This window comes from Hydrogenimonas urashimensis (assembly GCF_016593255.1).
In the GTDB taxonomy this organism is placed as follows: domain Bacteria; phylum Campylobacterota; class Campylobacteria; order Campylobacterales; family Hydrogenimonadaceae; genus Hydrogenimonas; species Hydrogenimonas urashimensis.
This window is the reverse complement of sequence record NZ_AP023212.1, coordinates 2,199,442-2,221,537: the sequence shown is the minus strand read 5'-3', so window position 1 is coordinate 2,221,537 and position 22,096 is coordinate 2,199,442. Positions and strand designations below refer to the sequence as shown.

The 22,096-nt window shown below is 52.8% G+C and carries 17 protein-coding genes and 5 tRNA genes; 8 read left to right on the top strand and 14 right to left on the bottom strand.

What is annotated here, in order from left to right:
• Positions 1-8 precede the first annotated feature (8 nt).
• From JMG82_RS11310 to ileS, 9 genes are all read right to left on the bottom strand, one after another.
• Positions 9-1,043 (bottom strand): phosphagen kinase, encoded by a 1,035-nt coding sequence (locus JMG82_RS11310; RefSeq protein ID WP_201352834.1) that lies wholly within the window; start codon positions 1,041-1,043, stop codon positions 9-11.
• A gap of 32 nt (positions 1,044-1,075) precedes the next feature.
• Positions 1,076-1,750 (bottom strand): HesA/MoeB/ThiF family protein, encoded by a 675-nt coding sequence (locus JMG82_RS11305; RefSeq protein WP_201352833.1) that lies wholly within the window; start codon positions 1,748-1,750, stop codon positions 1,076-1,078.
• Positions 1,750-2,559, bottom strand: a complete 810-nt coding sequence (locus JMG82_RS11300) for a carbon-nitrogen hydrolase family protein (protein WP_201352832.1) — start codon at positions 2,557-2,559, stop codon at positions 1,750-1,752. Before JMG82_RS11300 ends, JMG82_RS11305 begins: the two co-directional genes overlap by 1 nt.
• Positions 2,556-2,768 (bottom strand): exodeoxyribonuclease VII small subunit, encoded by a 213-nt coding sequence (gene xseB, locus JMG82_RS11295; RefSeq protein ID WP_201352831.1) that lies wholly within the window; start codon positions 2,766-2,768, stop codon positions 2,556-2,558. The genes JMG82_RS11300 and xseB overlap by 4 nt, the downstream gene beginning before the upstream one ends.
• Before the next feature lie 74 nt (positions 2,769-2,842).
• Positions 2,843-3,949: a homoserine O-acetyltransferase MetX gene (metX, locus tag JMG82_RS11290; RefSeq protein WP_201352830.1), complete on the bottom strand. Its 1,107-nt coding sequence runs from the start codon at positions 3,947-3,949 to the stop codon at positions 2,843-2,845.
• A 62-nt stretch (positions 3,950-4,011) separates the two neighbouring features.
• Entirely contained in the window at positions 4,012-5,274 is a 1,263-nt protein-coding gene (locus JMG82_RS11285) for an O-acetylhomoserine aminocarboxypropyltransferase/cysteine synthase family protein (protein ID WP_201352829.1), read from the bottom strand.
• Positions 5,275-5,419: 145 nt separating this feature from the next.
• A complete protein-coding gene (gene guaB / locus JMG82_RS11280; RefSeq protein WP_201352828.1) occupies positions 5,420-6,865 on the bottom strand; it encodes an IMP dehydrogenase in 1,446 nt (481 codons plus the stop codon).
• Positions 6,865-8,229 carry an Asp-tRNA(Asn)/Glu-tRNA(Gln) amidotransferase subunit GatA gene (gatA, locus tag JMG82_RS11275; protein ID WP_201352827.1) on the bottom strand — a complete coding sequence of 455 codons (1,365 nt, stop codon included), beginning with the start codon at positions 8,227-8,229 and terminating at the stop codon, positions 6,865-6,867. Before gatA ends, guaB begins: the two co-directional genes overlap by 1 nt.
• A gap of 137 nt (positions 8,230-8,366) precedes the next feature.
• Entirely contained in the window at positions 8,367-11,123 is a 2,757-nt protein-coding gene (gene ileS, locus JMG82_RS11270) for an isoleucine--tRNA ligase (protein ID WP_201352826.1), read from the bottom strand.
• Between the two features lie 108 nt (positions 11,124-11,231).
• On the opposite strand from ileS, the gene JMG82_RS11265 reads away from it, so the two are divergent.
• From JMG82_RS11265 to JMG82_RS11240, 6 genes are all read left to right on the top strand, one after another.
• The gene (locus JMG82_RS11265; RefSeq protein ID WP_201352825.1) at positions 11,232-12,323 is read left to right on the top strand and encodes a CinA family protein; all 1,092 of its coding nucleotides are present in this window, start codon (positions 11,232-11,234) and stop codon (positions 12,321-12,323) included.
• A gap of 75 nt (positions 12,324-12,398) precedes the next feature.
• Positions 12,399-12,474: transfer RNA gene (locus JMG82_RS11260), tRNA-Lys, on the top strand.
• A 22-nt stretch (positions 12,475-12,496) separates the two neighbouring features.
• Positions 12,497-12,572: transfer RNA gene (locus tag JMG82_RS11255), tRNA-Glu, on the top strand.
• Between the two features lie 10 nt (positions 12,573-12,582).
• Positions 12,583-12,658: transfer RNA gene (locus JMG82_RS11250), tRNA-Val, on the top strand.
• A gap of 28 nt (positions 12,659-12,686) precedes the next feature.
• Positions 12,687-12,763, top strand: a tRNA-Asp gene (locus JMG82_RS11245).
• A gap of 238 nt (positions 12,764-13,001) precedes the next feature.
• Positions 13,002-13,556: a response regulator gene (locus tag JMG82_RS11240; RefSeq protein ID WP_201352824.1), complete on the top strand. Its 555-nt coding sequence runs from the start codon at positions 13,002-13,004 to the stop codon at positions 13,554-13,556.
• Here the strand turns inward: JMG82_RS11240 and JMG82_RS11235 are convergent.
• On the bottom strand, positions 13,546-15,597 hold the full coding sequence (locus tag JMG82_RS11235; RefSeq protein ID WP_201352823.1) for an FIST N-terminal domain-containing protein: 2,052 nt from the start codon (positions 15,595-15,597) through the stop codon (positions 13,546-13,548). The two genes, JMG82_RS11240 and JMG82_RS11235, sit on opposite strands and share 11 nt — an antisense overlap.
• Positions 15,594-17,654 carry an FIST N-terminal domain-containing protein gene (locus tag JMG82_RS11230; protein ID WP_201352822.1) on the bottom strand — a complete coding sequence of 687 codons (2,061 nt, stop codon included), beginning with the start codon at positions 17,652-17,654 and terminating at the stop codon, positions 15,594-15,596. The genes JMG82_RS11235 and JMG82_RS11230 overlap by 4 nt, the downstream gene beginning before the upstream one ends.
• Positions 17,655-17,707: 53 nt before the next feature.
• Between JMG82_RS11230 and JMG82_RS11225 the strand changes: the two genes are divergently transcribed.
• Complete coding sequence (locus JMG82_RS11225; RefSeq protein ID WP_201352821.1) at positions 17,708-18,658, top strand: A/G-specific adenine glycosylase; 951 nt, start codon at positions 17,708-17,710, stop codon at positions 18,656-18,658.
• A 23-nt stretch (positions 18,659-18,681) separates the two neighbouring features.
• Here the strand turns inward: JMG82_RS11225 and hisD are convergent, their stop codons facing one another.
• On the bottom strand, positions 18,682-19,971 hold the full coding sequence (hisD, locus tag JMG82_RS11220; protein ID WP_201352820.1) for a histidinol dehydrogenase: 1,290 nt from the start codon (positions 19,969-19,971) through the stop codon (positions 18,682-18,684).
• Positions 19,972-20,057: 86 nt separating this feature from the next.
• Here hisD and JMG82_RS11215 point away from each other — a divergent pair.
• Positions 20,058-20,144, top strand: a tRNA-Leu gene (locus JMG82_RS11215).
• A gap of 91 nt (positions 20,145-20,235) precedes the next feature.
• On the opposite strand, the gene JMG82_RS11210 is transcribed toward JMG82_RS11215, so the two are convergent.
• Together JMG82_RS11210 and JMG82_RS11205 are read right to left on the bottom strand one after the other, a co-directional pair.
• Positions 20,236-21,057 carry a tetratricopeptide repeat protein gene (locus JMG82_RS11210; RefSeq protein ID WP_201352819.1) on the bottom strand — a complete coding sequence of 274 codons (822 nt, stop codon included), beginning with the start codon at positions 21,055-21,057 and terminating at the stop codon, positions 20,236-20,238.
• Positions 21,054-22,085, bottom strand: a complete 1,032-nt coding sequence (locus JMG82_RS11205; RefSeq protein WP_201352818.1) for an AI-2E family transporter — start codon at positions 22,083-22,085, stop codon at positions 21,054-21,056. Before JMG82_RS11205 ends, JMG82_RS11210 begins: the two co-directional genes overlap by 4 nt.
• Between the last annotated feature and the right edge of the window lie 11 nt (positions 22,086-22,096).

Here is a 22,096-nt window from a genome sequence, read left to right as displayed (position 1 = left end):
GCATTTTTCTATGCGCCTCTTCGCGTCTCCTCTTCAATCAGCGCCTTCACCCCTTTGGCCATCTCTTTGACCGCTTCGACTTCCGTGACACCAAGGCGCCGACGGTTGCTGATGTCGTAGACACCGCCTTCGCTTTCGCTGTGCTCGCCATGTATGCCGCGTATTTGCAGATGAAACTTTTTAGCGATCGATTCGAAAGTTTTTCGGTCACGGCCGAGTTCTGGAAGCCTGATATGGACGCTGGACCGCATGGCGGTTCCCAGATTGGTCGGGCAGCTGGTAATGTAACCCAGTCGATCGCTGTAGGCGAAGGTAAGGCGCTGCTGCAAACTTCTCACGGCGCGGGAGAGGCGCTCGAAGACCATCTGAATATCCCCGCCCTTTTGCATGGAGATGATCCGGAACTGATCCTCCTCGTTGATCCAGGCTAGAAAAGTTTTCTCTTCGTTGTGGAAGATGCCACGACCTTCGGGCCAGTCCCGGTTGAGCCCGGCGGCCTCGAGAAAACGGTCCCCCTCTTTGAATAGGAAATGGTCTTCGATGAGCCGCTGTTTCGTCTTCTCGTCCATGCCCGAAAGCGGATAATAGGCTCCCGCCAGATCCCCTTTAAGAGTTTTCAGGGCATCGACAGCCAGACACTCCACGATCAGCCTCTCTCTTTGGGCGATGGCTGGTCCCAAAGGAAAGCAGTGAAGGTTGCGCCCCACCCGAATGCGGGTGGAGAGAATGAAGCGCCCCTGGGGGTCGGGATTGTCGATATCCAGATGGACCGGGTCCATATCGCTCCTGTGTGGGGCGTGGAGGTCGACACCGTGGTATTCCCGGATGATGGGATAAAGCAGCGGCGCGAAAAGGTCGTAACTCTCTTCGTCCCCAACGTATACCCCTATGCTGCTGTCAGGGTTCGCGACCCCGGAGCGGATGAGATGCTCGAGGGTGAAGCCGTAGCGGCTCTTTTTGTCTTTGAGCCTTTTGTAAAGTTCCGGTGTCAGATACTTGCACAACAGGGAATGGCAATCGGAGGGGAATCGGGGAAATGCCATGGACGTATCCTTCGGGATTTATGTTGGAATCATTATACAGGCATTTTGAATTTCTGGGTAATCAGTTCCCCTTCGTCGTTGAAGTAAAGGTAGTAGAGGAGATCTTTTTTCACGCTCTCTTTTGCCAGATAGCGCAGCGCCAGATTGGCCTGCAAAGAGGCGATATGCATGACGATGGGGGCGGCGATGCCGGCCGGTTCGCGATCCATGATTTTGAAAGCGTCGAATGAGCTTTTGTCGATGAAGCAGACCTGTCCGTTGAATGCCTCGACCGATCCGTAGACCCATGGCACGCCAATCGATTTGGCATAGGCATCGATCTCGGCCCGGCTTGGAAGGTTGTCGGTGGCATCGAGAATCAGATCACACGCCGGCTTCCGTTTTGCGAACTCTTCGAAATGCATGACAAATGGCCGTACCTTTACGTAGGGGCAACGGCTCTCTACCAGTTCCGCCGCGGCCTGCGCTTTGTATTTTCCTTCATCTCCCAGTTTGAAGGCGATCTGACGATGGATATTGTGTTCGGAAACCTCGTCGAAATCGACCAGGTCGATCTCCCCGATACCGCTCGCACCCAGTGCGATGGCAAGTGAACTTCCCAATCCGCCGGCGCCGACGATAACGATCTTTTTTTTCTGCAAGGAGCGCTGCGTCTCCTCACCCCATAGCAGTACCTGGCGATTGAAATATCGTACATATCCTTCCATCACGAATTTCCCGACTTTTCCCTTTTTTTCAGCTGTTTTTCGAATCCCCAGAGCCGCTTGGCTTCGCGCACCTCTTTGCGATCGACCGTTATGACCATCAGAGACTCTTTGTCTTCCAGCACGTTTTCCACTTCCCCCATTGGAGTGACCAGCATCGAATCGCCGTAGAATTTCCATTTGATATCTTTGTCCAGATACTCTCCGACACGGTTGGCACGCAGAATGTAGATATTGTGCAAAAAAGCGCGAGTCTTTAGAATCTCCCGCCATCGGTTGTGCGATTCGAAAGTGGCGGCGGTAGGCAACAGCAGAACATCCACGTCCCGTGCGCCCAGACGGTCGAAGAACCAGTTGAAATGGAGTTCGAAACCGCCGATGACCCCGAAACGAACTCCTTCGTGGTTAAAGACCAGAGGGTCTTCAAGTGGTTTCACTTCGTTGGCGAAGAATTTCGCTTCATTCCAGTGCCCATACTCGATGAGTATCTGCTGATGATAGGTATGGGTGCTTTTGGGTGTGACTTTGACGATCGTCTTGTAGCATTTTCTGTTTTTTACCAGCACCAGCGGTGCCACCACGACCATTCCGTATTTTCTGCTCAGCTCCTTGATCATTGCCAGATGGTGATCGCTCTGATCTTTGATCATATTCACAGGCATCGTTTCCAGCTCTTTGAAGAAGTGGTTGAGCACATATTCACCCAGAAGTATGAGTGTCGCCTCCTTTGTTTTCGCCGTTTTGAAGTACTGTTCCAACGCTTTTGGATCCATTCCCTGGGTGGGCATTTGCAAAGCTGCTACATTGATCATAGCGGAACCTCTTCGTCGCTTTGCTCTTTTTCGATCGTCTCCACCTCGATCTTGGCGTTTTCCAAAATCTCACCCGCCTCTTTCAACAGAGCCATCCCCTCTTTGTAGAGTTTGACACTCGTCTCCAGCGGAATCTCCGGATCCATCAACTGCTCCATAATCTTCTTCGCCGCCTCGATTTTGGCTTCGAAATCCTGTGTCTTTTCCATCTTCTTCCTTTTTGGATTGTCAGTGGTGAACGGCAAACAGAGAGATAGTCGTTTTTTCTATTTTCCTTCACTGTTCACTGCTTGCCGATGACGTCCGCGACGTAATCGGAAAATTTGTCCAGTTCCACCAAAAAAGCGTCGTGGCCGTAATCGCTGTCCACTTCGTAGTAGTTCACCAGGCCTGCCTGTCCCTGGGCATTCATCACGGTCTGAATCTCCTGCATCTCGCCGGGCATGAAAAGGAGGTCCCGTTTGAAGGCGATCAGGTGCAGATCCGTTCTGATACGTTTCAGCGCATCGGCGAGGGTATCGTAGCCCCGGGAGATGTCGAAAATGTTGATCGCCTTGGTAATGTAGAGATAACTGAGGGGGTCGAACCATTTGCTGAAGCCGTATCCGTTGTACTCCAGATAGCGCTCGATCTGGAACTTTCCGAAAAGTTCGAAAAGACCGTCGGTCTCTACGTAGCTGCGGCCGAATTTCCTGTCCATCGATTCGGGACTCAGGTAACTGATGTGCCCCGCCATTCTTCCCACGGCGAGCCCCGTGAATCCCTCTTCTGCAAAATCTTTCGGATCGTAGTTGCCGTTTTTGAATTTGGGATCTTTGACAATCGCCTCTTGAACGACTTTGTTGAAGGCGATGACCCAGGGACGGGTGGCGTAGGTGGCGGCCATGGCGATGGTATGTTTCGTCAATCCCGGATATTCCACGGCAAAGCGGAGTGCCTGCATACCCCCCATCGATCCACCGACGATGGCATGGAGTCTGTCAATACCGAGGCGGTCCAGCAGTATCCGTTGGGCTTTGACCATGTCTTTGACAGTCACGACGGGAAACCGGAGCCGATAGCGCTCTTCATGGGGATACATCTGCGACATCGGACCGGTCGAACCGTAGCAGCTTCCGATCACGTTGACACAGATGACGAAAAATTTCGTCGTATCGATCGCTTTGCCGTCACCGATGAGACCGTCCCACCATCCCGGCTTTCTGTCTCCTTCATAAAGTCCCGCCGCATGGTGGCTTCCGCTCAGCGCGTGGGTGACGAGGATGGCGTTGCTCTTCTCTTCGTCCAGTTCACCGTAGGTTTCATACACCAGTTCGTACGGCTCGAGAATCCGCCCGCTCTCCAGATAGAGCGCATTGGTAAAAAGCTCTTTTTTCGTCTCGATTTTCAAACGTCAACCTTCATCAATTTTCCACTGCCCCGCCGACGGTTCGCAAAGTAAATACGCAACTCTCATCCCAGCGCTTTTTTCAGATCCTCGATAAGATCCTCTGCGTCTTCAAGGCCGATACTCAGCCGGATAAGTCCCGGCTTCACGCCGCACGCTTCCATTTCGGCGAAACTGAGCTGCTGGTGGGTCGTACTCGCCGGATGGGTGATGATGCTTTTGCTGTCGCCGATGTTGACGACGAGGGAAAAGATCTCCGTTTTGTCCACCACTTCTTTGGCCCTCTCAAAATCTCCCACATCGAAACTCAGGAGTCCGCTGCACATGCCGTTTTTGAAATATTTCATCGCCATGGCATGGTTCGGATCGCTCTCAAGGCCCGGGTAATTCACATGCTCCACCCGTGGATGGGCCACAAGAAATTCCGCCACCTTCTGCGCATTGGCCGAATGGACCGGCATCCGCACGGGCAGGGTCTCGAGTCCCTGAATAAAAAGCCAGCTGTTGAAAGGCGAAACGACGGCGCCAAGATCGCGAAGAAGGCTCAGTCTCGCACGCAGTGTGTAAAGAGGCAGCGGCACATCCACGTAGACCAGGCCATGGTAACTGGCATCGGGTTCGTTGAACTGCGGATAGCGGGGATTGCTTTTGATCTTTTCGACCAATCCTCTCCTCTCCACCAGGATACCGCCTATGGCGAGCCCCTGACCCGTCGTGTACTTGCTCGCGCTGTGGACCACGACGTCAACGCCGTGCTTCAAAGGCTGACAGATGACCGGTGTCGCGACCGTATTGTCCACGACTGTGAGTATGCCATGCCTGTCGGCGATCTCCACGATCGCCTCGATATCGGCCACATCGATGCTCGGATTGGTCAATGTTTCGAAAAAGATCACCTTGGTGCGGCCATCGATGAGCGATTCGATCTGCTCGGGCATGTGGACGTTGAAGAATCGGGCTTCGATTCCGAAACGTTTGAGCGTATGAGCCGCCTGTGTCAGAGTGCCGCCATAGAGCTGGGTGGCGCAAACGATATTGTCTCCCGCTTCGGCTGCATTGGCGATGGCATAGAAGATCGCCGCCATGCCGCTGGATGTCGCCAGCGCCGCCTCGCCCTCCTCCAACGCCGCGAAACGTTTTTCGAAAACATCGGTCGTCGGATTGTTGAGCCGGGTATAGATATTGCCCAGCTCTTTGAGGGCGAAGAGGTCGGCCGCATGCTCCACGTCACGAAACTCATAGGCCGTGGTCTGGTAGATTGGCACGACCATCGTGCCCTGAGAATCCTTTTCATACCCCGCATGCAGTGCATTGGTCTGCTGTTTCATCGTCGATCCTTTTTTTAGAGGCGCCCTTTAGTGAAAAGTTATAAAGTTAAAAACTAAAAGTTGAGGAAAACCGCTTCGCTTTTTTTTCAATATTTGTCCGCGCTTTGCGCGGAAAACCCCATCTTTTCACTTTTCACTATTTCGGTCAAATGTGATAATTGGGCGCCTCTTTGGTGATCATCACATCATGCACATGGCTCTCCTTCAGCCCAGCGGAAGTGATCTCGACAAATTCCGCTCTCTCCCAGAAGGTCGGAATGTCCTTGCTGCCGCAGTATCCCATCGAAGAGCGCAGGCCGCCGGTGAGCTGATGGATCACGTCGGCGATGCGTCCGCGGTAGGGGACCCGCCCTTCGATCCCTTCAGGCACCAGTTTGTCCGCCGCGGTGCCTTCCTGGAAGTAGCGGTCGGTACTTCCTTTGGTCATGGCGCCGATGCTTCCCATGCCCCGGTAGCTTTTGTACTGGCGTCCCTGGTACATGATGGTTTCGCCCGGGCTCTCTTCGGTGCCGGCGAGGATGGAGCCGGCCATGATCGTGCTAGCACCCACCGCCAGAGCCTTGGCCACATCCCCGGAATATTTGATACCGCCGTCGGCGATGACAGGTACGCCGTGTCTGTGGCCCACCTGCGCGCATTCGTCGATGGCGCTGATCTGGGGAACGCCGACACCGGCGACGATACGGGTCGTACAGATCGACCCGGGACCGATCCCGACCTTGATCGCATCCGCACCCGCTTTGATCAGGTCTTCCGCCGCTTCGCTGGTTGCGATGTTGCCTGCGATGATATCGATTTCAAGCTCTTTTTTGAGTGTGACCAACGTGTCGATGATCCCCTGGGAGTGGCCGTGGGCCGAATCGAGCACGAGAACGTCCGCTCCCGCTTCCGCCAGCGCGCGCGCCCGGTCCAACTGTCCCACGCCGATCGCCGCACCCACACGCAACCGGCCGAATTCGTCCTTGCAGGCATTGGGATACTCTTTGCGTTTCTTGATATCCTTGATCGTCACGAGCCCCTGCAGCGTGCCGTTTTCGTCGATCAATGGCAGCTTCTCTATTTTGTTCTTGTGCATGATGTCCGCCGCTTCATCAAGAGAGATGCCCTTGCGTGCCGTAATGAGAGGCATTTTGGTCATCACATCCCTGACCAGCCTGTTCATGTCGGTTTCGAAGCGCATATCACGGTTGGTCAAAATACCGAGAAGTTTCATGTTTTCATCGACGACAGGAACACCGGAGATCCGATATTCCCGCATGATCGTCTCCGCCTCTCCGATCTTCTGGTCGGGACCTATATAGACAGGATCGATGATAATGCCCGATTCGCTCTTCTTCACTTTCTTGATCTGTTTCACCTGGGTTTCGGTGTCCATGTTTTTGTGGATGATCCCGATGCCGCCGAGTCTCGCCATCGCGATCGCCGCGCGAAACTCCGTAACGGTATCCATCGCCGCCGAGACGATGGGAATGTTAAGACGGATGTTTCGTGTCAGCTGCGTGGAAAGGTCGACCTCTTTGGGCAGGATCGTAGAGTGTTTGGGGACCAGCAGGACATCTTCGAATGTCAGGGCGCGTTTTCTAATTCTCATCACTTCTCTCCTTGTTGTTTCTCGTAGGCTACGGCTCTTTCCAGGCTCATGGCACCGTCAAAGAGGGTCTGTTCGTCGAAATGTCTGCCGATGAGCTGAAGCCCCACCGGCAATCCCTCCGACGTCTTTTGGACCGGCAGGCTGAGAGCCGGCAGTCCCGCGAGATTGATGCCGATCGTGTAGGCGTCGCTCAGGTACATCTGGAGCGGATCGGCCATCTCACCAAATTTGAAAGCCGGTGTCGGGGCGACAGGGCTTAGAATCAGATCCGCCTTTTTGAAAATCTCTTCGAACTCGTCTTTGATGAGATGGCGAACCTTCTGCGCTTTGAGGTAGTAGGCGTCATAATACCCCGAGGAGAGGACGAAGCTTCCCAGCAGAATCCGACGTTTCACCTCTTCGCCAAACCCTTCGCTGCGGGTTCTGAGATAGAGATCCTTCAGGTCTTTCGGGTTGTCGGCGCGGTTGCCGTAGCGTATACCGTCGTACCGGCTCAGGTTGGCACTCGCTTCGGCTGTCGCGATGATATAGTAGGCTGCAATATCGTATTTGGCTCCCATCATCTCTTTGTGCAAAATTGTATGGCCTTCTTCCTCGAGCGCTTTGACCGCCGTTTCGTAGGCAGCCTGGACCTCCGGGCTCGCATCTTTGATGTAATTGTCGACTACGGCGATTTTCAGCTTTCTGTTTGGATTCAGGTTGGGTGCGACAGGAGTGTAGTCGATGTCGGCACTGGTACTGTCCCGGGTATCGTGACCACTGATGATGTCGTAGAGAATCACCGCATCTTCCACGTTCTGCGTCATCGGTCCGATCTGGTCGAGACTGGAACTGTAGGCGCCAAGCCCCCATCGGCTGACACGGCCGTATGTCGGTTTCATTCCGACAATGCCGCAGAAAGCGGCGGGCTGACGGATCGATCCGCCCGTATCGCTTCCCAATGCCGCGATCGCGATACCGGCACCCACCGCCGCCGCGGAACCGCCCGACGAGCCGCCTGGAACCCGCTGCGGGTCGTGCGGATTGAGGGTCTTGCCGTAACAACTCGTCTCCGTGGAGCTTCCCATGGCGAATTCGTCCATGTTGGCCCGACCGAAGGGCGCCAGCCCCGCCCCTTTGATCTTTTCGATCACCGTCGCGTCGTAGGGCGCCACATAGCCCTGCAAAATTTTGCTGGCCGCCGTGACGTTCCAACCCTTGACCTGGATATTGTCCTTGATCAGCAGCGGCACGCCCTCCCCCACTTCGTCCAGAGCGATATAGGCGTTGAGCTCTCTTTTCTCTTCGATTCTCTTCTTCAGATCCTGCCGGAAGGCGCTCATCTCCTCCTTGGGCAGGGCCAGGGCCTCTTTCAATGTGATCACACCAGCTCCTTAAAAAAATACTCTCTTTTCATTGTCTCTTTTCGCACCGCTTGACGAAATAGATGCCTGCGGCTGTCACAGCGGCGATGACGCCGATGGTGGCAACGATCACCTGCCAGCTTACAGGCTGGGTCGTGTCAAACATTCAGCACCTTCGCACAGCGTTCACAGAGTGCCCCCTCTTCGGGTGCCGCGAAACGCCAGCAACGGGGGCATTTGTGACCGCCCGCCCTTACGATGAGGAACGTATCGCCGTTCACTTCGAATTCCCCCAGCGTTTCGCTTTGGCTCTGCTTCGTGATTTCGCTCACGACGAACCAGTCCTGTGCATCTTTCACATCGAGAAGATCCAGCATGTTACTTCCGCTCACGAGTCCCAGCTCCAGCGTCTGCTTAATGGACCCCTCTTTCTTGAGACGATCGACGATCTCGAAAAAGGCTTCACGGGCCGCGATCATGTACTCTTCGTCGATCTCGCTCTCCACCCTTGGAAGAGGTTCGTAAACAAGATCGAATACGTCTTTGGCTTCTTTTTTGATGACATCGGGCGCATACTCCAGGAGTTCATCCGCCGTGTAGGTGATGACTGGCGCCACCAGCGGCAGAAGCGTTCTGGCGATCATCGCCATCGCCGTCTGGCTGCTTCGGCGGGTGATATCATCTTTTCCGTCGCAGTAGAGCCGGTCTTTCGTGATGTCGAGGTAGATACCGCTCAATTCGTTGGTCAGGAAGTTGTTGAGCTGGTGAAAGCCCTTGGAAAAGTCGTACTCATCGAACGACTGGCGCATCGCGTCGAAAACTTCGCCCGCCTTTTTGACGATCCAGCGGTCGAGTTCCCCCATCTCCTCGGGCCGTACCAGCTTTTCGAGATCATTGACATTGGCAAGAAGGAAGCGGAAAGTGTTGCGGATCTTTCGATAATTCTCCGCCACCTGTTTCAATATCGCGTCGCTTATCTTCAAATCGCTCTTGTATTCGCTCATGGCGACCCAAAGACGCAGGATCTCGCTGCCGTACTTTTTCGCCACTTCGTCGGGAGCGACGACATTGCCCTTGGATTTGGACATCTTTTCGCCCTTCTCGTCGACGGTGAAACCGTGGGTGAGTATCGCTTTATAAGGAGCTCTGTGCTCGACGGCGCATCCTAGCAACAAAGAGCTCTGGAACCATCCTCTGTGCTGGTCGCTTCCCTCGAGGTAGAGATCGGCCGGGAATTTTCCGGCGTCGTAGTTGCGCGATTTGAGGACGGCGTACCAGGTGGAGCCGCTGTCGAACCAGACATCGAGAATATCCATCACCTTTTCAAGATCTTTCGGGTCGTAACCGCTGCCGGGATAGAGCAGCTCTTCGATCGGCATCTCATACCAGGCGTCGCACCCCTTCATTTCGAAAATCATCGCGACGAAATTGAGGACTTTTTCGTCCAGGATCACTTCACCCGTCTTCTTGTTGCGGAAAAAGGCGATGGGTACGCCCCAGTCGCGCTGACGGCTGATACACCAGTCTGGCCGCCCTTCCACCATGGAGGTCAGGCGGTTGCGCCCCCACTCCGGGTAGAAGGATGTGCGCCCTATCTCTTCGAGGGCGATTTCGCGCAGACTCTTTTCGGCACCTTCGGGTGTCCCGTCAACACTGATGAACCACTGCTTTGTGGCACGGAAAATGAGAGGCGTGTGGCTGCGCCAGCAGTGGGGATAGCTGTGGGTGAATTTTTCGACTTTCAGCACCGCTTTTCCCAGCAGTCCGATGATCGCTTCGTTGGCTTCGAAAATGTGCATCCCCACGAACTTTTCGGGCTCAGGCAGCAGACCAAGACGCACGACAGTCTCGTCATATTTTCCCTCTTCATCAACCGGCATGACAACATCCAGATCGCTTACCAGACCGACACGATAATCCTCCTCACCATGCCCCGGTGCCGTGTGTACCGCACCGGTACCGTTGTCCATCAGAACATGCTCTCCCAGCACGATACGGGAAGGGCGTCCGTTGAGCGGGTTGATGGCGATCATCCCTTCGAGGTCACGTGCCGGAATGCGCATTTCGACAGGTCCTTCGACGACACCGCTTTCGGCCAGATTGTCGAAAAGTTTTTCGGCGACGATGTAGCCGTCTTTCGTCAATACGTACATCTCCTCCGGATGGAGGCTGATGCCGACATTGGCAGGGAGTGTCCACGGTGTGGTGGTCCAGATGACCAGCGCCGCCGCCTCCGGATGACCGAGCTTCTGCTTGGCTTTGTCGCCCAGTTCGAAGGCCACGTAGATGGAGTAGTCCTCTTTCTCTTCGTACTCCACTTCCGCTTCCGCCAGGGCGGTCCGCTCCGCCCAGCTCCAGTAGACCGGTTTGTTGCGCTCCACAAGAAGCCCTTTGGCCGCCACATGGCATAGGGTCCGGTAGATGTTGGCTTCGAAGCGGTAATCCATCGTGATGTAGGGTCTCTCCCAGTCGGCGATAACACCGAGCGCCTTGAACCCCTCTTTCTGCACCTCCACGAATTTCGCGGCGTGCTCACGGCAAAGCTGGCGGATTTTCGTCTTTGGAAGCTGCTCTTTTTTTGCTTTTCCCAATTTCTTTTCGACCTGCTGTTCGATCGGGAGTCCGTGACAGTCCCAACCGGGCGTGAAACGGACCGCCCGTCCCTGGAAGTAGTTGTCCTTGACGATGATATCCTTAAGTATCTTGTTCAGGGCATGGCCGATATGGATTTTACCGTTGGCGTAGGGAGGGCCGTCGTGCAGGGTAAAGAGCTCCGCCCCCTCCCGATTGGCTTTCATACGGTCATAGACCTTCTGCGCAAACCAGCGGCTGTAGCGTTTGGGTTCGTTCTGGGGAAGATTTCCCCGCATCGGAAAATCTGTCTTGGGAAGATTCAACGTCGACTTGTAGTCCATTCATCGCTCCGGATAAAAATTGGATTATTATATTGAATAGGGAATTAAAATGTGCTGATTTCGATATAATAGAGCCAAACAGGCAGGCAGAAGGAGAGATCGGACCCTATGAAAAACCGTGTCGTCATCATCGGACAGAACCTCTATCTCAATCCCCCTTTCATGGAATACATCGAACGAGATCTGGAACATCTTGGCTTTCTGGAGCAGATCACGAAAATACCCGAAACGAGCAGCGATATCGTCACGCTTCTGCAGCAGCAGATCGATAGAGGCGGAAACCTGATCCTTATTACCAACAAAAACGCTTTCACACCCGTCAGCAAGCTGCTCGCCACAATGATCGACGACACACTCATACTCAAAGAGAGTATGCTGATTCCTTCCAAAAGCGAAATCTACGACGACAACAGTTTTCTGGTCCAATACGGCGGATGCACCATCAACGTCACGATGGCAGAACCCGGTGAGGCACTGCCGATGTTTCTTGTGGAGCACCGTGAAAAGGAGGGAACCCTCCATATCTTCAACATGGATGAAGAGAGCGCCACCGTCCTTATTGAACCTCTCGCCAGAACCCAGGAGATCGATATCGTGGTGACAACACTGACACCGGGATGGCAGCAGGTCGAATGCACCAGCAAAAGATATGGCCAGCTTGGAAATTTTCTCAAAAGCGTCAACCAGCTTCTCAAAGGCAGGGTCATCGAGACGACAAACATATTCGCCTACCTCATCCACCGGCTCTCCCAGCGTGGCAAAACGGTGACGTTCGCCGAGAGCTGCACGGGCGGTCTGATCGCGGCGCAGCTGACGAGCGAACCGGGTTCTTCCACCATATTCAGAGGGTCGCTCGTCACCTACTCCAATACACTCAAAGCAGGATGGCTCGGAGTCGAAAAGGAGGCACTTGAAACCTACGGCGCCGTCAGCGAGCAGTGCGTGGAACAGATGCTAGCAGGTGCAAAAGAGATCGCTCACGCCGACTACGCACTGGCCGTCAGCGGTATCGCGGGGCCGGGCGGTGGAACGCCCCAAAAACCGGTGGGAACCGTCTACATCGGGGCTAAAAGCGACTCCCATACCGTGGTGGAAAAGCTCCTCTTCGACGGCGACCGCAACTATATCCAGAAACAGAGTATGCTCTATGCCTACAAATTGCTTATACAGGTCGCCTCGGAGGATCTTTTTGAGAGATAGCGCCTTTTTCTCTTGACATCGGCAATCTTTTTCTCTATAATTTCGCTCACGTTTGCATCTGAATGCAGCGAAAATGACCCGTTAGCTCAGCTGGTAGAGCAATTCCCTTTTAAGGAATGGGCCGTTGGTTCGAATCCAACACGGGTCACCACTTGTGTTGTAAGGGTCGAAAAGACCCCTTCATCTAGTGGCCAAGGATGCCATCTTTTCAAGGTGGACACAGAGGTTCAAATCCTCTAGGGGTCGCCATACATTTCACGGTCGCTTAGCTCAGTTGGTAGAGCGCCACCCTTACAAGGTGGATGCCAGTGGTTCGAGTCCACTAGCGACCACCACTTTTCTTCCTTATTTTATATTATCGGTGCGGTGGTAGTTCAGTTGGTTAGAATGCCGCCCTGTCACGGCGGAGGTCGCGGGTTCGAGTCCCGTCCACCGCGCCATAACTGCGAAACACAATTTCCCTAAATTTCCATATCAAAAATATCCACCCGCTTCGCCCGACGTTGGCGTTTTTTTCACGCCCCTCCATCCAAAACCCAGGATACAGCACTTTACATTTCAAACTTCATTCATTGATTTTCTGTGACATTTCTGTGACAAACATAATTCATGATGTTAAATTTTCTTTTTGTTCTTTGCTGTTATACTTCCAAAAAAACAACCACAAGGAGAAACAACATGATCGACAACGACATTATCAAAATCGCCAACGAAACCAAAAAACTGAATGCATTGGTGGTAGAAGACGAGAAAGAGGCGAACGAATTGATGGTTTCAACCTTCGGAAATTTCTTCAATTCGGTCGATTCCGCAATGAACGCGGAAGAGGCTCTGGAAATTTACAAAAAGAAAAAACCCGACGTCATTTTCATCGACATTATACTGCCTGGCATGGACGGGTTGGAACTTGCGAGGAAAATCCGTGAAATCAATCCGGATCAGATCATCGTGATCATTTCGGCCAGCAACGATATGAGCAAGATCTCCGAAGCGATCAAGATCGGCGTCGACAGTTTCATACAAAAGCCGATCGACTCCAACAAGATCATCGATCTGCTTAAAAACATCAACCAAACAATCGCCAAACGCAAAAAGATCGAAACGAAGACCTTCTCGATCACGCTTCCGATGGACCTTTACGATCGCGTCCACAGCGATGCGAAAACCGAGCGCATCTCCAAAAACGCGATGATCATCCGCGCGCTGAAATCGTTCTACAACATCAAGCCCTGATCGGCAACTCCATCCAGAATGCAGCCCCGCTTCGTGTGTTGCGGGCGCTGATTTTTCCTCCCAGACGTTTTTCAACGATCATTTTTGACATGTAAAGCCCCAGTCCCGTGCCCCGAGCTTTGTATTTTGTCGTGAAATAGGGTTCGAAAATCTTGTCGATGATCCGGGGATCGATCCCCCCGCCATTGTCACGCACGACGATCGCCACCCTGTTTTTGATGGTTTTCACCTCGATTTTGATGACCGGCTCCTCTATCTGTCGTTCTTTGAGAACGTCGATGGCATTGTAGACGAGATTCAAAAGCACCTGTTTCAGATCGTTGGGGTTTCCCTTCACGACAACCTCTTTTTCCTGCAGGGAGAGTTTGAGACCGATCTTTTCATCCTCGAGAACGATCGAAACCAGTCGCACGGTTTCGCGCACCGTTTTGCACACCTCCAGTGTCCCCGGGTGGGTATAGGCCTCTCCGCCGGAAGCGAAACTTCGAAAATCGTCGATCGTATCGGAGAGATATTTGAGTGTGTCGTTGATCTTCTTTTCGGCGACGGCAATTGCCGACGGGGAGAGATGGCCGATGTGCGCCTTCAGGGAGAGATCCTGCATCACCAGCGCGATGATATTGAGAGGCTGGCGCCACTGGTGGGCGATATTGTTGATCATCTCTCCCATCGCCGCCAGTTTGGACTGGTGATAGAGCATCTTGTCCTTCTCGCGGTTTCGCTGAACCTCCTGTTCGATGCGCTTCTCCAAAGAGGCGTTGAGTTCGGCCAGCTCCTTTGTCCGCTTTTCCACCTCCTTTTCCAGATGTCTGTTGAGATCCATGATCTCACTGCTGCTCGAAGCGACCAGTGTCGAGAGTGTCGCTAGAAGTTCATCCCTCGGATCGTGTTTGACCTCCGTCAGATTGAGTTTGATTCTCGCGTCGCTCTCCTCGCTCAATGCCACTCTAGTCAGCGTGAAATTGAGAAAACGGTTCCGTTCCGCTTTGTGGCTGAACTCCCCGAAAGTCAAAAGCGCATAGATCTTTTCCCACTCTTTGTAGAACGTTGAGGATGCATTCAAAATCCCGAGATATCCGTACTGATAGGAGATGCATATATAAAACCAGAGCGCCTGGGAAGGAACATCCCGATAGACTTCCGGAATGATTTCGTACCGGCTCATCATCCGTTTGTAATGGCCAAAGCCTATCTGAACCTTTTCGCCTTCGACAAACTTGCCCGTAAAGAGACCTTTTTCGTTGTCGATTTCCAGAAGTGCCCTGGCTACGGGACCGAACTCTTTGGAGTATTTGATAAGAGGATGGGCCAAAGCGAGCTTGAGGAGCTTTTTCGTATCCAACGGACCGAAATATTTTTCATAGACATCGATGATGCGCTCTCCGTCCAGTTCATAAAGATACCGTCCATCCGCACGGGTAACCGTAAACTCCCGTCCAATCGGTTCCCAGTCGAAAAAATAGTTGCACGAGACATCAAGGGCGCTTCCGTGCATCAAAACGGCAACAATCCCCTCTTCCGAAAAAATCCGGTTCTGTGTGAAAATGATGAAATTGTCGAAGGGTTCATCGCTTGATGAGATCCCCCCGAATATGGGAATGTGCGGAAAAAATCTGTTGCTCTCTTTTATCAGCGCTTCGATATCGAAATGGATGGTATTGGTCAGCAGCAGTATCCCTTTGGTATCCTCCTGCAGCAGCCCCTCCAGATTCCTAACAACAGCCGTGTAGTCACACTCTTTCCGGGTGGGGAAAATATATTCAAAAAGTGTCAGTCTGCTTTTTTCAAACGCCGTGATACCCAGAACGATATGATGCTTCATCAGTTTCGATCTGGCAAACTGCAGCATGCTGCTCGCCCCGGCGATCACGGCATTGGGCAGAACCTGGGTAATGGCAGAACGGACCTCTTCAATGTGCTGGGGATCGACCGCGCTCGTGTTGACCTGCACGAGCAGAACATCGTAAGAACCGATGCCCTCCTCGGCGACAAATTTCGCCAATCCCGCTTTGTCGACATAATCGTGGGCCCACTGTTTCATGCGACGACCGCCGCTACCGGTATTTTGATCTCGAAACAGGCGCCTTCAGGACAGTTTTTCACTTCGATCTCTCCTTTAAAGCGTTTTTCGACGATCATTTTGGACATATAAAGACCCAGTCCGCTCCCTCTTGATTGGTATTTCGTCGTGAAATAGGGTTCGAAAATCTTGTCGAGCAACTCTTTTTCGATGCCTCCCCCGTTGTCATGGACATAAAGGATCACTTTTCCGTCACACCGCATGCCGATGGTGATTTCCGGATTTTCGATTTCTCTCTCTTTTAGAATATCGATGGCGTTGTAGACAAGATTCAAAATCACCTGCTTGAGATCGTTTGCCCGACCGTTCACTTCGCAATCGATTTCGGGAAGTTCCAACCTGAGCCGGATATGGACATCCTCCAAAACGACCGAAATAAGCCGTATGGCATCTTTTATCATCTTTCCCGCTTCAAACCGTCCCGGTCGCGAGGACTCTTCTCTTTCCGAAGCGAAACTTCGAAAATCGTCAATCGTATCGGAGAGATACTTGAGTGTGTCGTTGATCTTTTTTTCCGCCAGTACAACCATCTCCGGCGTGAGATTTCCCAACTTCGATTTGAGTGAAAGATCCTGCATCACCAGCGCGATGATATTGAGAGGCTGGCGCCACTGGTGGGCGATATTGTTGATCATCTCCCCCATCGCCGCCAGTTTGGACTGGTGATAGAGCATCTTGTCCTTCTCACGGTTTCGCTGAACCTCCTGTTCAATGCGCCTAGCCAGCGAAGCGTTGAGATCCGCCAGTTCCTGTGTCCGTTTTTTTACCTCCTCTTCCAGATAGCGGTTCAATTCGATGATTTCACGGCTGCTCGATGTCACCAGCGTAGAGAGCGTCTCAAGCAGCCTGTCCTTTTCATCCAGGTCAATATCCACATCCTCAATGACGAAGCGTGCTTCGGGATCTTCGCTGAGTGAGACCCTGACGATGGTATTGTTCATGAACGAATTGATCCCATCGATCCATCCAAACTCCCCGAAAGTGATGGCAAAGTGGATCGACGGGAAATTTTTTCGGTAGGGAAGCAGAGATTTTTTCAGAAGATCGGTATAACCCCGCATATAGGAGATACAGGCAAATCCCCAGAAAGCTTCCATGGGTATCTGGCTGAAAAGCTCCCGGCTTCGATCCGTGCAGTCGACCATCTTTTTGTAGTTGCCAAAACCGATTTGAACCTTCTCCCCCTCTTCGAACCTGCCCGTATAGATGCCGCACTCACCGTCATACTGGAGCAAAACCCTGGAAACTTCGCCGAACTCCTTCGAATGGCGGATAAAGGGGTGGGCCAAAGAGAGATACAGAAGCCTCTCTCTCGTCAGAGGGCCGAAATATTTCGAATAGACATCCATGATGTTCTTGCCATCAAGTTCGTAGAGTCTGCGCCCTTCTGCCCGTGTCACCGTAAACTCTTTTCCAATGGACTCCCATGCGAAGAGTCGACTGAAATGGATAGAAAGTGCCTCCCCTTTCAAAAGAACGGCAACCGCCGCATCTTCACAAAAGACCTTCTCCGTGGAGATGACGAACGGGGAGGGGTTGTCCGGATCAAAGGAGCTGGCGAGACCGCCGAAAACAGGTATGGAGATATAGGAGCGGCACGCGATGAAAAGGCTTTCGATATCCGCAGAGACCGCGTTGGTAAAAAGAAGAATCCCCTTCGTATCATCGGTGACATGCGAAGCGAGCAATTGTGCCACTCTGTCGGCATCACACTCTTCATCGGGAGGGAGCACAAAACTCCATTCGGACAGATGGCTCTTTTCAAACAGAGTCAGCGTCAGCACCGTTTCTTTGAGGGAAAAATCGCCCTCGCATAGCTGCAATGCGCTTCCCATGCCGATGATAACCGCAAAGGGGAGCACCCGCAGGATCTCGTCGCGAATCGTATCGACGCGTTCGGCATCCGCTTCTCCCGTGGTGATTTGAATCAGCAAAGAATCGCTTTTTTCAACTCCTTTTTCTTTGATGTAGGCCTCAAACGACTCTCTGTCTGTGTATCTGTAATTCCACTGTTTCAAACAACCGTTCCTTTCCTGCGACCGATAATCGATTCGGATGGTATAATCGCTTCATGAATTATAGCGATATTCACGCCGCAATAGGAAAATGGTACGGCATCCACGGCCGACACGATCTTCCATGGCGGCAGACCGACGATCCCTATCTCATCTATATCAGTGAAATGATGCTTCAGCAGACGCAGGTCAAAACGGTTTTGAAGCGTTTTTTCTTCCCTTTTATTGAGCGTTTTCCCACGCTGCAGAGCATCAAGGAAGCCTCTGTCGACGATCTTCTTCTTGCCTGGCAGGGACTGGGGTACTACCGGCGCGCACGCTACATTCATCAGACGGCGCAGGTCTCGGCTCCCCGATTGCCCACCGATCCTGCTGAGCTCGTGAAACTTCCGGGTATCGGCAAAAGCACGGCCCATGCCATCGCTGCCTTCAGCACCCACCTCCCCGTCGCCGTTCTCGATGCCAATGTCAAGCGTGTTCTGCACCGTTTTTTCGCCGAAAAAGAGCGAAAAGAGAAGAGGCTGTGGACGCTTGCCGAAAAGCTGCTCGATTGCGAAAACCCTTACATTTACAATCAGGCGATGATGGATATCGGCGCCACGGTCTGCCTCCCCAAAGCTCCCCGATGCGACCTCTGCCCACTGGCTTCCCGATGCCTGGGCAGGGAAAAGCCCCTCCATTACCCGCAACCGGCAAGAAAAAAAACGAGACCTTTGCACCATCAGGCCTATCTCTGGATAGAAAAAGAGGGAAAGATACTGATGCGAAAACGCGAAGGGGATATGCTAGGCGGCCTGTGGGAACTTCCTTCCGTCGAATCCCCACCACCCAAAAGTGAAAAAATAGCGGAAATTGTGCACGACTACTCCCATTTTCGCCGCATCGCGGAGATTTACATATCGGCAGACACGGAACAGATCGAAGGAGAATGGCTCGATTACGGCGAACTGGAGAACATCGCCATTTCGAGCCTTGAAAGAAAAATCTTCAAAAAACTCAAACAGTAGCACTCAGTCTCGTTGACCGTTTTCTACTTCAAGCGCACAAGAACCGATTTCTCATGGGCCGTGAGTCCTTCGGTTCGGGCCAGCAGTGCGCACGCTTCGCCAATGGCGTTGATTCCCTCCTCGCTCATGGCGATGATCGAGGATTTTTTCAGGAAATTCTCGACATTGAGTGGCGAGTAGAATTTCGCGGTGCCGCCGGTGGGCAGGGTATGGTTGGGACCTGCGATGTAGTCTCCGATCGGTTCGGGCGTAAAATGTCCCATGAAGATGGCACCCGCATGTCTTATTTTCGGCAGAATGTCGAACGGGTTGGCCGTCATCACCTCCAGATGTTCGGGGGCGATGCGGTTCATCAGCCCGATCGCCTCTTCCATCGTTTCGGTTACGATGATGGCACCCCGCTCCTCGATCGATTTTCTGGCGATAAGCTCCCGTTCCAGTTTTCCCAGTTCCAGATAGAGGGTTTCTCTAACCGTTTCGGCCAGCTCGGCATCGGGGGTAACGAGAATGGAACTGGCCATTTCGTCGTGCTCCGCCTGGGAGAGCAGATCGATCGCCAGATACTCGGGAATCGCCGTGCCGTCGGCAAGAATGCCGATTTCGCTGGGTCCGGCAATCATATCGATGTTGACATCCCCGTACACCAGCTTCTTCGCCGTCGCGACGAATATGTTGCCGGGGCCCGTGATGACATCGACTTTCGGAACGGTTTCGGTTCCGTAGGCCATCGCCGCGATCGCACTCGCCCCGCCCATTTTGAACATCTTCTTTATACCGCACAGATGGGCGGCGGCCAGAACCAGGTGGTTGATCTCATTCTCCGGTGTCGGTGTCGCCACGACAATCTCTCCGACTCCCGCCACGATGGCGGGAATGGCATTCATCAAAAGCGAACTCGGATACGCCGCTTTGCCGCCGGGAATATATAGTCCCGCCCTATCCACCGGTGTCACCTTCTGCCCCAGGGTGTTGCCCGCCTCGTCGAAATCGATCCAACTTTTGGGCATCTGCTTCTCATGATAGCTTCTGATACGCTCAAAAGCCAGATGAAGAGCATCGCGAAGTTCGTCATCCAGAGCTTCGTAAGCCTTTTTCATCGCCAGCGGGTCGACCATCAGATCGGATTCTTTTTTCACTTGCCAGCGGTCGAATTTTTCAATGTGCCGCTTCAGGGCTTCATTGCCTTCGGTACGAATCTCTCGGATGATGCCGGAGACGATGGAGGCAACATGCTCCATATCCATCGCTCCCCTGCCCAGCAGTTCTTCGAATTTCTCGTCAAAATTTTTATCGGTTGTACGAATCAAAAGCATGCTCATTCCTTGCAGATATTCAATGTGATTATTTTATTTAAACTTTTATTTAAGTATGCTTTTGTATACTTGCATTCCAATTCGACGCGGCTGTGGCGGAATTGGTAGACGCGCTAGATTCAGGTTCTAGTGGGCATTAGCCCGTGGAGGTTCAAGTCCTCTCAGCCGCACCATTCTCTCAGGCTTCGATTCATCATCTACACGTTATCTGCTACCTGTTTTCTCCCTCAACCGGCATCGACGCTGATACAAAAAGAATCCGCCCTATTGGTACTTCCAGAGCCGATATTTCTCCCAAAGCAGCGATGACTCTTTTTTTAACCCGTTTTCATAGGCTTGCTTCGTCCAGTAGGCACACTGCTTCAGATCTCTCTGGACACCTTTGGCAAGACAGTACATCAGAGCGAGGTTGTACTGGGCGGTCGCATAGTTCTGTTTGGCCGCTTTCAGATACCAGTATCGCGCTTTTTCGTAATTCTGGGACACCGATTCACCGCTTGCAAAAAGATACCCCAGATAGTTCTGGGCTTTGACATTCCCCTGCCTTGCCGCTTTTTCGAGCCAGGCCATCCCTTTTTTCACATCTTTGCCGACACCTAGGCCGTTGATGTAGTCCATTGCGATATTGAGCTGTGCCAGTTCGTCCCCCTGCAGGGCCGCTTTTTTGAACCAGTGGGCCGACTCTTTGTAATCCACATCGATATCCCGTCCCGCCGCGTACATGACGCCAAGGTAGAATTGCGCCTTGACATGGCCGCTTTGGGCAATTTTCCTGAACCAGTAGAGCGCCCTGTCATACTCTTTGCTGATGCCTTTGAAAACCTTCTCTTTCACATTGGGATCGCGCTCTCTCATGACACGTTCGAACCAGTTGCCGGCCTCTTGCAGGTTCTTTTCTCCCCCTTCGCCGGTAAAATAGAGCATCCCCACGTAAAACGCCGCTTCGGTATCGCCCGCTTTCGCCAACGGAATGAAAATCTTCTGGGCTTGGGCGAAATCTCCTTTTTCGAACCGTTCAATCCCCTCCCGCAGATTCGAGGCCAGGAGCACTGCACATACCAAAACCATACCAAGGATTTTTTTCATTTCACCATCCTTTTACCGGCAGTTGTCGCGGTGTCCGAGAGCATGATCGCGATCCATCGTGTCGATTCGTTCGTCTCAAGGGCGAATTTGACCACCATCGTAAGCGGAACGGCCAGCAGCATACCCACTTTTCCGAAAACCCATCCCCAGAAGACCAGCGAAAGAAAAACGACCAGTTCCGAAAGTTCGAGCCCTTTTCCCATGATGCGGGGCTCGAGCAGATTGCCGATGGCGATGTTGATGACAAGAAACCACCCCGCGACCCAGAAAGCATCGGAAAAACCGTGGGTCGCCAGCGCCAGCAAAACAGGTGGAATCGCCGCGATGATCGATCCGATGACCGGTATGAAGTTCAGGATAAAACCTCCGATGCCCCATAAAAGCGGATAGGGAATATCGAACCAGTAGAGCACCGCGACGATCCAAATCCCTGTCACCGCGCTGGTCAGTGCTTTAAGCGTAAAATAGTGGTTGATCCGTTCGCTAAAGGCATCGATCCTCTTCGAAAACCCCGACACACCGAACGTCTCGATATAGCGGATCTTCTTTTTGATCGTGAAAGACTCGATGAGCATGAAGACGACGGTAAAAAAGATCAGCAGAGAGTTGGAGAGCATCATGGAGGTGTTTTTTACCAGCGAAAGAGTGAACACAAAGAGTTTCTGGGGCTGCAGCATGGAGAAGAAGAGTTCCTGATCGACGTGGAATCCCCGCTTGTCGAGGTAGAGCATCCACTGGTGAAGATTTTCCGTCATGGCCGCCTGCCAATCCTCCGCATGGGTGAAAAGGTCGGCCACATGGGAGGTGACAAGACCGGTCAGAGAGACGAAGAGCACAAAAACGAAAAAGATGACCAGGATAAACGCAAGAACTTTCGGCACACCTTGACGCATCAGCCACTGCAGCAGCGGCGAGAGCAGCATCGTGATGAAGAGCGAAAGAATGAAAGGGACCACCAAGGATGCCGCCGCCTTCAATCCGGCGATGATGACAACAAGCGCAGCCAGTGTCACGACGATGCGGTTCACTGGTGAGGAAT

Bases quoted from the DNA above. Each gene is read 5' to 3' on its own strand.
- JMG82_RS11225 (WP_201352821.1), top strand. From the start codon at position 17,708: ATGAATTATAGCGATATTCACGCCGCAATAGGAAAATGGTACGGCATC.
- JMG82_RS11310 (WP_201352834.1), bottom strand. From the start codon at position 1,043: ATGGCATTTCCCCGATTCCCCTCCGATTGCCATTCCCTGTTGTGCAAG.
- JMG82_RS11285 (WP_201352829.1), bottom strand. From the start codon at position 5,274: ATGAAACAGCAGACCAATGCACTGCATGCGGGGTATGAAAAGGATTCT.
- JMG82_RS11265 (WP_201352825.1), top strand. From the start codon at position 11,232: ATGAAAAACCGTGTCGTCATCATCGGACAGAACCTCTATCTCAATCCC.
- xseB (WP_201352831.1), bottom strand. From the start codon at position 2,768: ATGGAAAAGACACAGGATTTCGAAGCCAAAATCGAGGCGGCGAAGAAG.
- hisD (WP_201352820.1), bottom strand. From the start codon at position 19,971: ATGCTTTTGATTCGTACAACCGATAAAAATTTTGACGAGAAATTCGAA.
- ileS (WP_201352826.1), bottom strand. From the start codon at position 11,123: ATGGACTACAAGTCGACGTTGAATCTTCCCAAGACAGATTTTCCGATG.
- JMG82_RS11210 (WP_201352819.1), bottom strand. From the start codon at position 21,057: ATGAAAAAAATCCTTGGTATGGTTTTGGTATGTGCAGTGCTCCTGGCC.
- guaB (WP_201352828.1), bottom strand. From the start codon at position 6,865: ATGAGAATTAGAAAACGCGCCCTGACATTCGAAGATGTCCTGCTGGTC.
- JMG82_RS11235 (WP_201352823.1), bottom strand. From the start codon at position 15,597: ATGAAACAGTGGGCCCACGATTATGTCGACAAAGCGGGATTGGCGAAA.
- JMG82_RS11240 (WP_201352824.1), top strand. From the start codon at position 13,002: ATGATCGACAACGACATTATCAAAATCGCCAACGAAACCAAAAAACTG.
- JMG82_RS11300 (WP_201352832.1), bottom strand. From the start codon at position 2,559: ATGATCAATGTAGCAGCTTTGCAAATGCCCACCCAGGGAATGGATCCA.
- JMG82_RS11305 (WP_201352833.1), bottom strand. From the start codon at position 1,750: ATGGAAGGATATGTACGATATTTCAATCGCCAGGTACTGCTATGGGGT.